Source organism: Pseudomonas sp. CG7 (genome assembly GCF_023701885.1).
Lineage (GTDB): Bacteria > Pseudomonadota > Gammaproteobacteria > Pseudomonadales > Pseudomonadaceae > Aquipseudomonas > Aquipseudomonas zanjanensis.
Map to the genome: position 1 here is coordinate 43,859 of NZ_JABAEE010000042.1, position 13,102 is coordinate 56,960.

The following is a 13,102-nucleotide window of genomic DNA, read 5'->3' on the forward strand; positions in this document are numbered from 1 at the left end:
GCGCCATGAAAACCATCCCCCTCCGTGAAATCCAGGCTCCGGCGGTTACGTGCTCGACGTGCGCGGCGTGCTGCTGTCAGTTGGAAGTGATGCTGATCACCGACACCGGGGTCCCGGAGCGTTTTATCGACACGGACGATTGGGGTGGGGAAGTGATGCTGCGGCTTGACGACGGATGGTGCGCGGCCCTGGATCGCGACAGCATGATGTGCACCATCTACGAAAAGCGCCCGCTGATCTGCCGCGAGTTCGAGATGGGCGCACCGGAATGCCTGGAAGAACGCCAGGGCATTGCGACGGCGTATCGATAACAGAATGATCTGACTGATTTCTGCTGGATATCACTGTGGGAGCGAGCTTGCTCGCGATGACGGTGGACCAGGCAGTACAGGGTGGCTGGTCGATCGCTATCGCGAGCAAGCTCGCTCCCACAGTTTTTCTGCTGTTACAACGGCATCGTGTAATGCAGCGCGTAACTTTCCACACCGTCGTTGGTCGACTTGATACCCGCGTTGGAGTAGTGAGTGGCGCGAATGCCCACTTCATGCCCACCATTGAAGCGCAGGCCGAACCCGATGCGATCTTCGAACTGGAAGGCCGTGCCGAGCTTGTTGTCTTCCACTTGGGTATTGGCGAACAACGCCACACCGACACCCGCCTCGATATAAGGCTTCACGTTCTGGCCGGAAAATTCATACACGAACACGGGCGAGAACGACAGGCTGTGGTTGCTGGATGCTTCGTCCCCGTCCCAATAGGTATAGGCGCCGCTCCAGTAGCCGGTCAGGCGGCCGACGTCACTTTGCAACCAACTCTTGTCCCAGTCGAACTGCATGCCCAGGCGATAGGTCATGGTCGAGTCGCTGGTCTGGCCCACCCCAAACTCCACACCCGCTGCCTGCGCAGTGTAAGTGTGCCCCAACAACGCAGCCGCAAACGCGGCAAAGCAGAATAAGCGCTTCATTAGAAACATCCTTTTCCGAACAGACTTAGTAGATTTTGTTACAAACACTCAAAGCTATAGAAATCCACGCTAAAACAGAAGTTCAGCAGGAATTACATAATTTTCACGTTTTTTTTACAGATCGAAGCTTCGCACAACGCCGGACGAATGCCATAGCGTCGGTAGGATTTTTCTTAGATGTATCGGATCGGCACTCGTCCAGAAGTGCGTTTCACTGGCAGGTCCTTCAGCCAGCAGCCCTCGTTCAATCAACAGGCGTTGAAGTTGCCGGGCCACCGCCGCCCCCGTGTCGATGAGGCTGATATGTTCAGGAATCATCCTCTCGAGCAATGGCTTGAGGAACGGATAGTGCGTGCACCCCAGGATCAGCGTATCGCAGCCGGCCGCCAGCAACGGCTCGATGTACTGTTGCAGCAGTTGATACAGGGCAGGGCTTTGCAGGTCACCCGTTTCGATCAGTTCCACCAAACCCGGACACGGCTGCGTGATGACCCGCACATCGCTGGCGAAACGGTCGAGCAACGCGGCGAACTTGGCACTCTGCAAAGTGCCGGTGGTGGCCAATACGCCGACGATACCGCTGCGGGTCGCGGCGGCTGCCGGCTTGACCGCCGGCTCCATGCCAACGATGGGCCAATGGGGAAAATCACGGCGCAGGTCGGCAACGGCCGCCACCGGTGCGGTGTTGCAGGCAACAACCAGCGCCTTGGCGCCCTGGCCCAGGAGAAAGTCAGCAATGATCGCGCAGCGTTGTCGGATGTATTCCGGAGTCTTCTCGCCGTAGGGAATATGCCCACAGTCTGCCACGTACAACAGCGATTCATGGGGCAGCAGTCGACGGATCTCCCCCAGCACCGACAGCCCGCCGACACCCGAGTCGAGCACACCAACCGGCGCTTCACTCATGTGGATCACCGCAGACGCTGCAACCTGGGTCACGCTTGACCCGCAGTTCACGGAACCGTGTACCCAAGGCATCGATCAACAGCAGGCGCCCCCCCAGCGGCTCACCGAAGCCGGCGAGCAACTTCAAGGCTTCAAGGGCTTGCAAGCTGCCCACCAAGCCCACCAGCGGCCCGATCACACCGGCTTCGCTGCAGGTCAGCTCGGCTTCGCTGCCGTGGCCGTAGAGGCAGTGGTAGCAAGGGCTTTCGGGGCGGCGCGGGTCGAAGACCGACAACTGCCCTTCCAGGCGAATCGCCGCACCGCTGACCAGCGGCTTGCCCGCCGCGACACAGGCCGCGTTCACCGCTTCGCGGGTCGAAAAATTGTCCGAGCAGTCGAGCACCACATCCACCGCCCCGACCGCCGCGGCCAGGCTGTCTTCGTCCATGGCCGCTCGGTGAGGCACCAGCCGAACCTCGGGATTGATCGCCCCCAGGCGCCGCATCGCCGAATCGACCTTGCTCAGGCCGACGCTGTCGGTGTCGTGGATGATCTGGCGTTGCAGGTTGGTCAGGTCGACGCTGTCGAAATCCGCCAGGTGCATCTCGCCCACGCCAGCGGCAGCCAGGTACAACGCCACCGGGGCGCCGAGCCCGCCGAGCCCGATGATCAACACCCGGCTTTGCTTGAGACGCAACTGGCCGTCGATGTCGACGTGCTGCAACAGAATCTGCCGGCTGTAGCGCAACAGCTCCTGATCGTTCAGCACGGCAGGCACCCCAGGCTGATGCGCTCATGAGCGCCGAGGTCCTTGCGGCTGTGGACTTGCGTGAAACCTTGGGCGCTCAGCAAATCGCGCACCGCTTCGGCCTGATCGTATCCGTGCTCAAGCATCACCCAGCCACCCGGTTCCAGGTGAGCCGGGGCCTCGGCCACGATCTGGCGTAGATCATCGAGCCCGTCGGGCCCGGCCACCAAGGCACTGGCCGGCTCGAAACGCACGTCGCCCTCGGCCAGGTGCGGATCGCTGGCCGCGATGTACGGCGGGTTGCTGATGATCAACTGGAAACGCTCGCCTTCCAAAGCACTGAACCAGTGGCTGCTCAACACCGTGACGTTGCGCAGGTCCAGGCGCTGGCGATTGCGTTCGGCCAGGGCTACGGCTTCCAACACCCGGTCGACCGCCGTGACCTTCCAGGCCGGGCGCGCGCTGGCCAAGGCCAGGGCAATCGCGCCGCTGCCGGTGCCCAGGTCCAGGACCCGGGCCGGTGTCGCCAGCAACAAGGCCAACGCGGTTTCCACCAGCAGCTCGGTGTCGGGACGCGGGATCAGGGTATGGGGCGCGACTTCCAGGTCGAGCTTCCAGAAGCCCTGTTGCCCGAGAATGTAGGCCACCGGCTCGCCGGAACGCCGCCGCCGCAAGTATTCGGAGAACAGCAACGCTGCCTCGCTGGGCACGATCCGCTCGGGCCAGGTGTGCAGGAAGCTGCGGGACTTGCCCAGGGCAGCGGCCAGCAACAACTCGGCGTCCAGCCGTGGCGTGGGTGAATCCGGCAGTTCGGCGGCGCGTAACAGACTGGCGATGATCGTCATTTATTCACCTGTGCTTACTCGCCAATCGCCGCCAATTGGTCGGCCTGGTATTCGGCCAACAACGGCTCGATCACCGCATCGACACCACCGGCAAGTATCTCGTCCAGGGAATACAGGGTCAGGTTGACGCGATGGTCGGTGACCCGGCCCTGGGCGAAGTTGTAGGTACGGATCCGCTCGGAACGATCGCCCGAGCCCACCAGCAACTTGCGCTCGCTGGCGATGGCGTTGGCGGCGGCACTGGTCTGTTGGTCGTTGAGCTTGGCCGACAACCAGGCCATGGCCCGCGCACGGTTCTTGTGCTGGGAACGTTCTTCCTGGCACTCGACCACGATGCCCGAGGGCAAGTGCGTGATACGGATCGCCGAGTCGGTCTTGTTGACGTGCTGGCCGCCCGCGCCGGAGGAACGGTACGTGTCGACCCGCAGGTCCGCCGGGTTGATCTCGATGGCTTCCTGCTCGTCCGGCTCAGGCAATACCGCCACGGTGCAGGCAGAGGTGTGGATGCGTCCCTGGGATTCGGTGGCCGGCACGCGTTGCACGCGGTGGGCGCCGGATTCGAACTTCAGCTTGCCGTAGACATTGTCGCCCTCGACCCGGGCGATGACTTCTTTATAGCCGCCGTGTTCGCCCTCGTTCTCCGAGAGAATTTCCACCCGCCAACCGCGACGCTCGGCATAACGCGAATACATGCGGAACAGGTCGCCAGAAAAAATCGCCGCCTCGTCGCCGCCGGTGCCGGCACGGATCTCCAGGAACACGTTGCGCCCGTCATTCGGGTCCTTGGGCAGCAACATGCGTTGCAGGCTGCTTTCCAGTTCGAGCAGTTGTTCCTTGGCTTCGCGGACTTCCTCCACGGCCATTTCGCGCATGTCCGGGTCGCTGTCCTTGAGCAGCGCCTGGGCGCCTTCGAGATCGCCCTGCACTTTAAGCAGCTGTTTATAGGTGGCGACAATCGGCTCGACTTCCGCGTATTCCTTGGAATAGGTGCGGAATTTGTTCTGGTCGGAAATGACTTCGCCATCGCCCAGCAAGGCGGTCAGTTCTTCGAAACGGTCCTGGAGGATGTCCAGCTTGTTGAGCAGTGACGCTTTCATTGCGGTTTTTTATCCGAAAAGCTATCCGGTGAGCCCTCACCGAGGGCAAAGAGTTCCTGGGCCATGGCCAGCGCATCGAGGCGGCCCTCGGCGGTCAGCTTCTTGAGCTGGACACTGGGGGCAGGGAGCAACTTGTTGGTCAGGCCGCGGGCCAGTTGCACCAGCACCTCTTCGGCACTGCCGCCGTTGGCCAGCAGGCGCTGGGCCTTTTGCAGTTCCTCGTCGCGCAGGCGCTCGCTCTGTTGACGATACGCCTTGAGCACATCCACCGCAGCCAGCTCGCGCAGGCGCACCATGAAGTCCTCGGCGCCGACGCTGATCATTTCCTCCGCCGCCTGGGCCGCGCCCTGCCGGCTCTTGAGGTTCTCGGCAACCACCTCGTGCAAGTCGTCGACGCTGTAGAGGTAAACGTCATCCAACTCGCCGACTTCCGGCTCGATGTCCCGGGGAACGGCGATGTCCACCATGAAAATCGGCTTGTGCTTGCGCAGCTTCAGGGCACTTTCCACGGCGCCCTTGCCAAGAATCGGCAACTGGCTGGCGGTGGAACTGATGACGATGTCGCTGTGCACCAACTCGGCGGGAATGTCCGACAACAGCACCGCATGGGCACCGAACTGTTCGGCCAGGGTACTGGCCCGTTCCAGGGTGCGGTTGGCAACGACGATACGTTTCACACCCAGGTCATGGAGATGGCGAGCGACCAGGGTGATGGTCTCGCCGGCGCCGATCAGCAGCGCCTGGCTGCGTTGCAAATCACTGAAAATCTGTTTCGCCAGGCTGACCGCGGCAAACGCCACGGACACCGGGTTCTCGCCAATGGCCGTGTCGGTGCGCACCTGTTTGGCGGCGTTGAACGTCGCCTGGAACAGGCGCCCCAGCAGCGGGCCGACGGTGCCGGCCTCGCGGGCCACGGCGTAGGCCGACTTCATCTGGCCGAGAATCTGTGGCTCGCCCAGCACCAGCGAATCGAGCCCCGAGGCGACGCGCATCATGTGACGAACGGCCGCATCGTCTTCATGCACATAGGCACTGGCGCGCAGCTCTTCAAGGCTCAAATCATGGTATTCGGCCAACCAGCGCAGCACTGAATCGGACGAAACGTGATCCTGTTCTATATAGAGCTCGCTGCGATTGCAGGTGGAGAGGATCGCAGCTTCGCGGCTGTCGGTCAGTCGGCAGAGCTGCTGCAAGGCCTCGACCAGCTGCTCAGGCGTAAAGGCCACGCGCTCGCGGACGTCTACTGAAGCAGTCTTGTGGTTGATACCGAGTGCAAGGAAGGCCATTCAAGGTCGCTGATGGTGACGTGAAGCCGGCAATTGTCCTACTTCGTCAGATCCAGAACAACTACTCCATCTCTATCGCCTGGCCCTGGAGGGTAAATCGACGGGGCGGTTATGTTTGCCCCAAGGCTTGTGTCATGATGATCCGACCGCAGGTTAGTCGTCCTCTTCCTATATGAATAGATCTTCCGCGTTGCTCCTCGCCCTCGCCGTGCTCAGCGGCTGCCAGTCCATGGCCCCCGTTTCGACGGACGGTACGCCGCCCGTCGAAGACAGCGTGCAGGCCCCTGAAAAACCCAAGGTCTACGGCTCCTTCAGCGAAGAAACCATCTTCAGCCTGTTGAGCGCCGAACTGGCAGGCCAGCGCAATCGCTTCGACATTGCGCTGGACAACTACGTGACCCAGGCCATCAATACCCAGGACCCGGGCATCTCCGAGCGGGCATTTCGCATTGCCGAATACCTGGGCGCCGACCAACCCGCGCTCGATACGGCGCTGATCTGGGCCAGGAATGCCCCGTACGACCTCGAAGCGCAGCGCGCCGCCGCCGTGCAGTTGGCCCGGGCCGGGCGCTACGACGACTCCATGGTGTATATGGAGAAAGTCCTGCTGGGCAAGGGCGACACTCATTTCGATTTCCTGGCGCTGTCCGCCGCCGATACCGACCAGGAAACCCGCAACGGCCTGATGAAAAGCTTCGATCGCCTGTTGCAGCGCCACCCGAACAACGGCCAGCTGATTTTCGGCAAGGCCCTGCTGTTGCAACAGGACGGTGACGCCCAGGGTGCCCTCACCCTGCTGGAAGACAACCCGCCGGAAGCCGGCGAAGTGGCGCCGATCCTGTTACGGGCACGCCTGCTGCAAGGCTTGAACCGTGGCGACGAAGCGCTGCCGCTGCTGCAAAAAAGCATCATGAAGTATCCGGACGACCAGCGCCTGCGCCTCACCTACGCCCGCATGCTGGTGGAAAACAACCGCATGGACGACGCCAAGGTGGAGTTCTCCAGCCTGGTCCAGCAATACCCGGAAGACGACGAGTTGCGCTATTCCCTGGCGCTGGTCTGCCTGGAAGCCAAGGCCTGGGAAGAGGCCAAGGGTTATCTGGAAGACCTGATCGCCCGGGAAAGCCATGTCGACTCGGCCCACCTGAACCTGGGTCGCATCGCCGAGGAACGCAACGACCCCGAGAGCGCACTGATCGAGTACGCGCAGGTCGGCCCGGGCAACGATTATCTGCCGGCGCAGTTGCGCCAGGCCGATATCCTGATCAGCAATGGCAAGACCGCCGATGCCCAGAGCCGCCTCGCGGTACAACGTGATTCCCAGCCCGACTACGGGATCCAGCTGTACCTGATCGAAGCCGAAACCCTGTCGGCCAACAATCAGGGCGACAAGGCCTGGAACGTACTGCAACAAGCCTTGAAGCAATACCCGGACGATCTGAACCTGCTGTATACCCGCGCCATGCTGGCGGAAAAACGCAATGACCTGGCCCAGATGGAAAAAGACCTGCGCCTGATCATCCAGCGTGACCCGGACAACGCCATGGCCCTTAACGCCCTGGGCTATACGTTGTCGGATCGCACCACCCGCTACGACGAGGCCAAGCTGCTGATCGACCAGGCCCACCAGATCAATCCGGAAGACCCGGCGGTACTCGACAGCCTTGGCTGGGTGAATTACCGCCTGGGTAATCTCGACGAAGCCGAACGCCTGGTGCGCCAGGCCCTGGAGCGCTTTCCCGACCAGGAAGTCGCCGCTCACCTGGGCGAGGTCCTGTGGGCCAACGGCAAACAACGCGAAGCCCGGCAGATCTGGAGCCGATTCCTCAAGGATCAGCCCGACAGCCCTATCTTGCGCAGCACCATCAAACGCCTGACCGGATCCGAGACTCTTTAAGATTATGTTTTTGCGCCATCTCATCGTTTTCAGTTTCATTGCCCTGCTCGCCGGTTGCGCGGGCTTCGGCGCCCGTGAATCCGTCCACGGCCAGGGCAACCAGGCCCAGTGGCGCGAGCACAAGCAGCAACTGAGCGGCCTGGACGGCTGGCAGATCGACGGCAAGATCGGCATCCGCGCCCCGAAAGCCTCGGGCAGTGGCACGCTGTTCTGGCTGCAACGCCAGGACTATTACGATATTCGCCTGTCGGGCCCGCTGGGTCGCGGTGCGGCCCGCCTGACCGGCCGGCCGGGCCAGGTTTCGCTGGAAGTCGCCAACCAGGGGCGCTACGAGGCGCCCAGCCCCGACGCGCTGCTGGAAGAACAACTGGGCTGGAAACTGCCGGTTTCCCACCTGACCTGGTGGGTTCGTGGATTGCCGGCACCGGACAGTAAAAGTCGCCTGACACTCGACGCCGTCAGCCGCCTGTCCAACCTGGAACAGGACGACTGGCAGATCGAATACCTCAGTTATGCCCAGCAGAACGGCTACTGGCTGCCCGAACGCATCAAGCTGCACGGCAGCAACCTCGACGTCACACTGGTGATCAAGCAATGGCAGCCGCGCAAGCTGGGGCAATGACATGACCGCTGCACGCCTGACCCTGCCCTCTCCGGCCAAGCTCAACCTGATGCTGCACATCCTCGGCCGCCGCCCGGACGGCTACCACGAGTTGCAGACGATTTTTCAGTTCCTGGACTACGGCGACGAGATCACCTTTGCCGTGCGCGACGACGGCGTGATTCGCCTGCACACCGAATTCGAAGGCGTCCCCCACGACAGCAACCTGATCGTCAAGGCCGCGCAAAAACTCCAGGCGCAATCCGGTTGTGCGCTAGGCATCGATATCTGGATCGAAAAAATCCTGCCCATGGGCGGCGGCATTGGTGGCGGCAGCTCGAATGCGGCGACGACATTACTGGGCCTCAATCACTTGTGGCAGATGGACTGGGACATCGCTCGCCTCGCGGCGCTGGGCCTTTCCCTGGGCGCCGACGTGCCGGTTTTCGTGCGTGGCCACGCCGCTTTTGCCGAGGGCGTTGGGGAAAAACTCACCCCGGTGGAACCCGAAGAACCCTGCTACGTGGTGCTGGTGCCGCAAGTCTCTGTAAGTACAGCAGAAATTTTTTCAGATCCGCTGTTGACACGTAACTCTCCTCCCATTAAAGTGCGCCCCGTTCCCAAGGGAAACAGTCGAAATGACTGCTTAGCGGTGGTAGCAAGGCGTTATCCAGATGTTCGTAACGCTTTGAATTTGTTAGGTAAATTTACCGAAGCAAAACTCACCGGAACTGGAAGTTGTGTGTTTGGGGGCTTCCCAAGCAAAGCTGAAGCTGATAAAGTCTCGGCCCTTCTGACAGAGACCCTTACAGGGTTTGTAGCAAAAGGAAGCAACGTTTCGATGTTGCATCGCAAGCTGCAAGACCTGCTCTAAAAGGAATCGAGTGCTGGGCACTCGCAGCAACAGATACAGGGGCGTCGCCAAGCGGTAAGGCAGCAGGTTTTGATCCTGCCATGCGTTGGTTCGAATCCAGCCGCCCCTGCCATTTTCCTATACTCATCCAGGTATACCCTCAGCCTTCAGGTACTGCGCGTGTCCAAGATGATGGTCTTTACGGGGAACGCTAACCCCGATCTGGCTCGGCGTGTCGTACGTCAGCTGCATATCCCTCTCGGTGACATTTCTGTCGGTAAGTTCTCCGATGGCGAAATCACTGCCGAGATCAATGAAAACGTTCGCGGTAAAGACGTCTTCATTATTCAGCCGACTTGCGCTCCGACCAACGATAACCTGATGGAACTCGTCGTGATGGCTGATGCCTTCCGCCGTTCCTCGGCTACTCGTATCACTGCTGTTATTCCTTACTTTGGTTATGCCCGTCAGGATCGCCGTCCGCGTTCCGCACGTGTGGCGATCAGCGCGAAAGTCGTGGCTGATATGCTGACCGTAGTCGGCATCGACCGTGTCCTCACGGTTGATTTGCATGCTGACCAGATCCAGGGTTTCTTCGATATCCCCGTGGATAACATCTACGGTTCCCCGGTCCTGGTGGATGATATTGAAGATCAGCGCTTCGAAAACCTGATGATCGTGTCCCCGGACATTGGTGGCGTCGTGCGTGCACGGGCTGTTGCCAAATCCCTGGGAGTGGATCTGGGTATCATCGACAAACGTCGTGAGAAAGCCAATCACTCCGAAGTGATGCATATCATCGGCGACGTCGAAGGGCGCACCTGTATCCTGGTCGATGACATGGTCGATACCGCCGGCACCCTGTGCCACGCGGCCAAGGCCCTGAAAGAGCATGGCGCTGCCAAGGTCTTTGCCTACTGCACACACCCTGTGCTGTCGGGTCGAGCGATCGAGAACATTGAAAATTCCGTGCTGGACGAGCTGGTGGTGACCAACACCATCCCGCTGTCCGCTGCAGCACAAGCCTGTGCGCGTATCCGCCAACTGGATATCGCACCGGTAGTTGCCGAAGCGGTTCGCCGCATCAGCAATGAAGAATCGATCAGTGCGATGTTCCGTTAAGGGCCCTGCCCTTTCCAGAAGATCTCGTTGACGAAAAGCGCCCCGCCCCAACACTCATGTTGGGGCGGGGCTTTTTTGCCCATACCGCTTTGGCGTCGGTCGCAGACGTCATTCGGAAATGGCTATTTTGGAGATACAACATGAACGATTTTACTCTGAATGCTGAAGTGCGTTCCGACCTGGGGAAAGGTGCGAGCCGCCGCCTGCGTCGTCTCGCAAGCCTGGTTCCAGCTGTAGTCTACGGTGGCGACAAAGCCCCTGAGTCCATCAGCATGCTGGCCAAAGAAGTTGCCAAACTGCTCGAAAACGAAGCGGCCTACAGCCACATCATCGAGCTGAACGTTGGCGGCACCAAGCAAAACGTCGTGATCAAAGCCCTGCAGCGTCACCCGGCCAAAGGCCACGTGATGCACGCTGACTTCGTCCGCGTTGTTGCCGGTCAGAAGCTGACTGCTGTTGTTCCAGTGCACTTCATCAACGAAGCTGCCCCGGTCAAGAAAGGCGGCGAGATCTCGCACGTGACTTCCGAGCTGGAAGTGTCCTGCCTGCCGAAAGACCTGCCTGAATTCATCGAAGTCGACCTGGCTGACGCCGAAGTCGGCACGATCATTCACCTGTCCGACCTCAAGGCCCCTAAAGGCGTTGAGTTTGTTGCTCTGGCACACGGCGATGACAAGGCTGTTGCCAACGTCCACGCTCCACGTGTTGCTCCAGAAGCCACTGAAGAAGGCGCTGCAGAGTAATATCACTCTGTCGCCGGAGTGACCGGAAACATCGCGGACTGGAACGTAGCGAGACAGCGGGCGAGAACGCGAAGTTTACTTAACGGTAAATCCGCCATTTTCGTCCACTGTCGCAACACCGCCTGATTGCGACATTGTTATCCACACTCCAGGAAGGGCCCCTATCGTGACTGCCATTAAACTGATCGTTGGCCTGGGAAATCCAGGCGCTGAATACGAACAGACCCGGCATAACGCAGGGGCCCTTTTTGTTGAGCGCATCGCGCACGCACAAGGCGTCAGCCTGGCCGCCGATCGCAAGTATTTCGGCCTGACCGGGCGCTTCTCGCACCAGGGTCAGGATGTTCGCCTGTTGATTCCCACCACCTACATGAACCGCAGCGGCCAGGCCGTGGCGGCATTGGCCGGTTTCTTCCGCATCAAGCCTGAAGAAATCCTGGTGGCCCACGACGAACTCGACCTGCCTCCGGGCGTTGCCAAGCTCAAGCAAGGCGGCGGCCATGGCGGTCACAACGGCTTGCGCGACATCATCGCGCAACTGGGTAATCAGAATACCTTTCACCGCCTGCGGCTCGGCATCGGCCACCCGGGCGTTGCCAGTATGGTTTCAAACTTTGTCCTGGGTCGTGCGCCTCGCGCCGAACAGGAAAAACTCGATGCCAGCATCGACTTTGCCCTCGGCGTGCTGCCGGATATCCTCGCCGGTGAATGGAACCGTGCGATGAAAAACCTGCACAGCCAGAAGGCCTGACACTTATCCGAGGGGAAACACCATGGGATTCAATTGCGGCATCGTCGGCCTGCCTAACGTCGGCAAGTCCACCCTGGTCCACGCCCTGACCAAATCCGGTATCGCGGCCGAGAACTTCCCCTTCTGCACCATCGAGCCGAACAGCGGCATCGTACCGAAGCCCGATCCGCGCCTGGAAGCCTTGGCGGCGATCGTCAACCCCAAGCGCATCCTGCCGACTACTATGGAATTCGTCGACATCGCCGGCCTCGTGGCCGGTGCGTCGAAAGGTGAAGGCCTGGGCAACAAGTTTTTGGCCAACATTCGTGAAACCGATGCCATCGCCCACGTCGTGCGCTGCTTCGAAGACGAGAACGTGATTCACGTCTCCAACAGCGTCGACCCGAAACGCGACATCGAAATCATCGACCTGGAACTGATTTTCGCCGACCTCGACAGCTGTGAAAAACAACTGCAGAAAGTCGCCCGCAACGCCAAGGGCGGCGACAAGGACGCGGTCGTCCAGAAAGGCCTGCTGGAGCAGTTGATCGCCCACTTCACCGAAGGCAAGCCTGCACGCAGCCTGATGATGAACATGAGCACTGACGAGAAGTTGGTGATCAAGGGCTTCCACCTGCTGACCACCAAACCGGTCATGTACATCGCCAACGTCGCTGAAGACGGTTTCGAGAACAACCCGCACCTGGACGTGGTCAGGGCCATCGCCGAAGAAGAAGGCGCCATGGTCGTGCCGGTCTGCAACAAGATCGAAGCGGAAATTGCCGAGCTGGACGACGGTGAAGAGAAAGACATGTTCCTCGAGGCCCTCGGCCTGGAAGAGCCTGGCCTGAACCGCGTGATCCGCGCGGGCTACGAGATGCTCCACCTGCAGACCTACTTCACCGCTGGCGTTGAAGAAGTCCGCGCATGGACCGTCCGCGTCGGTGCTACTGCACCGCAAGCCGCTGGCGTGATCCATACCGACTTCGAGAAAGGCTTCATCCGCGCCGAAGTCATCGCCTACTCGGATTTCATCCAGTACAAGGGCGAAGCAGGCGCCAAGGAAGCGGGTAAATGGCGTTTGGAAGGTAAGGAATACATCGTCAAGGATGGCGACGTTATGCATTTCCGCTTCAACGTCTGACGTTTTTTCGCATCAGGTCATTGGAGGCGATCAAAGTCCTCAGCCCCCATCGCGTGGCAGCTCCAAGCTGGACCCCCCCCGCGGGGGGCGCGCGCGCGCCGGCCCCCCGCGCGACACCATCCTGGGCATGAGCCTGGCCCACGGCGGTCACCTGACCCACGGCGCCAGCGTTTCCTCCTCTGGCAAG

The 13,102-nt window shown here is 60.7% G+C and carries 14 protein-coding genes, 1 tRNA gene and 1 pseudogene; 10 read left to right on the plus strand and 6 right to left on the minus strand.

Annotated elements, in window-relative coordinates:
* The first annotated feature begins 5 nt into the window (after nucleotides 1–5).
* Complete coding sequence (locus tag HGO40_RS17795) at nucleotides 6–311, plus strand: YkgJ family cysteine cluster protein (protein ID WP_250964070.1); 306 nt, start codon at nucleotides 6–8, stop codon at nucleotides 309–311.
* Between the two features lie 134 nt (nucleotides 312–445).
* On the opposite strand, the gene HGO40_RS17800 is transcribed toward HGO40_RS17795, so the two are convergent.
* The 6 genes from HGO40_RS17800 to hemA all read right to left on the minus strand — a co-directional run bounded on the left by HGO40_RS17800 (nucleotide 446) and on the right by hemA (nucleotide 5,825).
* Nucleotides 446–964 carry an acyloxyacyl hydrolase gene (locus HGO40_RS17800; protein WP_186705011.1) on the minus strand — a complete coding sequence of 173 codons (519 nt, stop codon included), beginning with the start codon at nucleotides 962–964 and terminating at the stop codon, nucleotides 446–448.
* A 114-nt stretch (nucleotides 965–1,078) separates the two neighbouring features.
* Complete coding sequence (gene murI / locus HGO40_RS17805) at nucleotides 1,079–1,870, minus strand: glutamate racemase (RefSeq protein ID WP_250964071.1); 792 nt, start codon at nucleotides 1,868–1,870, stop codon at nucleotides 1,079–1,081.
* The gene (locus HGO40_RS17810; protein ID WP_250964072.1) at nucleotides 1,863–2,618 is read right to left on the minus strand and encodes a molybdopterin-synthase adenylyltransferase MoeB; all 756 of its coding nucleotides are present in this window, start codon (nucleotides 2,616–2,618) and stop codon (nucleotides 1,863–1,865) included. The genes murI and HGO40_RS17810 overlap by 8 nt, the downstream gene beginning before the upstream one ends.
* Nucleotides 2,612–3,442 (minus strand): peptide chain release factor N(5)-glutamine methyltransferase, encoded by an 831-nt coding sequence (gene prmC / locus HGO40_RS17815; RefSeq protein ID WP_250964073.1) that lies wholly within the window; start codon nucleotides 3,440–3,442, stop codon nucleotides 2,612–2,614. The genes HGO40_RS17810 and prmC overlap by 7 nt, the downstream gene beginning before the upstream one ends.
* A gap of 14 nt (nucleotides 3,443–3,456) precedes the next feature.
* Nucleotides 3,457–4,539 (minus strand): peptide chain release factor 1, encoded by a 1,083-nt coding sequence (prfA, locus tag HGO40_RS17820; protein WP_250964074.1) that lies wholly within the window; start codon nucleotides 4,537–4,539, stop codon nucleotides 3,457–3,459.
* Complete coding sequence (hemA, locus tag HGO40_RS17825; protein ID WP_250964075.1) at nucleotides 4,536–5,825, minus strand: glutamyl-tRNA reductase; 1,290 nt, start codon at nucleotides 5,823–5,825, stop codon at nucleotides 4,536–4,538. The genes prfA and hemA overlap by 4 nt, the downstream gene beginning before the upstream one ends.
* A gap of 172 nt (nucleotides 5,826–5,997) precedes the next feature.
* Between hemA and HGO40_RS17830 the strand changes: the two genes are divergently transcribed.
* The 9 genes and pseudogenes from HGO40_RS17830 to HGO40_RS17870 form a co-directional block, all read left to right on the plus strand.
* Nucleotides 5,998–7,722 (plus strand): tetratricopeptide repeat protein, encoded by a 1,725-nt coding sequence (locus HGO40_RS17830; protein ID WP_250964076.1) that lies wholly within the window; start codon nucleotides 5,998–6,000, stop codon nucleotides 7,720–7,722.
* A gap of 4 nt (nucleotides 7,723–7,726) precedes the next feature.
* The gene (lolB, locus tag HGO40_RS17835) at nucleotides 7,727–8,344 is read left to right on the plus strand and encodes a lipoprotein insertase outer membrane protein LolB (protein ID WP_250964077.1); all 618 of its coding nucleotides are present in this window, start codon (nucleotides 7,727–7,729) and stop codon (nucleotides 8,342–8,344) included.
* A gap of 1 nt (nucleotide 8,345) precedes the next feature.
* The gene (ispE, locus tag HGO40_RS17840) at nucleotides 8,346–9,197 is read left to right on the plus strand and encodes a 4-(cytidine 5'-diphospho)-2-C-methyl-D-erythritol kinase (protein ID WP_250964078.1); all 852 of its coding nucleotides are present in this window, start codon (nucleotides 8,346–8,348) and stop codon (nucleotides 9,195–9,197) included.
* 37 nt (nucleotides 9,198–9,234) lie between these two features.
* Nucleotides 9,235–9,309: transfer RNA gene (locus tag HGO40_RS17845), tRNA-Gln, on the plus strand.
* Nucleotides 9,310–9,356: 47 nt separating this feature from the next.
* Nucleotides 9,357–10,298, plus strand: coding sequence for a ribose-phosphate pyrophosphokinase (locus tag HGO40_RS17850; RefSeq protein ID WP_003171603.1), 942 nt, complete (start codon nucleotides 9,357–9,359; stop codon nucleotides 10,296–10,298).
* A 140-nt stretch (nucleotides 10,299–10,438) separates the two neighbouring features.
* Entirely contained in the window at nucleotides 10,439–11,041 is a 603-nt protein-coding gene (locus tag HGO40_RS17855) for a 50S ribosomal protein L25/general stress protein Ctc (RefSeq protein WP_060740648.1), read from the plus strand.
* A gap of 166 nt (nucleotides 11,042–11,207) precedes the next feature.
* Entirely contained in the window at nucleotides 11,208–11,792 is a 585-nt protein-coding gene (pth, locus tag HGO40_RS17860; RefSeq protein WP_003185374.1) for an aminoacyl-tRNA hydrolase, read from the plus strand.
* Between the two features lie 22 nt (nucleotides 11,793–11,814).
* Nucleotides 11,815–12,915, plus strand: a complete 1,101-nt coding sequence (gene ychF / locus HGO40_RS17865; RefSeq protein WP_250964079.1) for a redox-regulated ATPase YchF — start codon at nucleotides 11,815–11,817, stop codon at nucleotides 12,913–12,915.
* Nucleotides 12,916–13,027: 112 nt separating this feature from the next.
* A pseudogene (locus HGO40_RS17870) lies at nucleotides 13,028–13,102 on the plus strand (hypothetical protein); the annotation flags it as partial.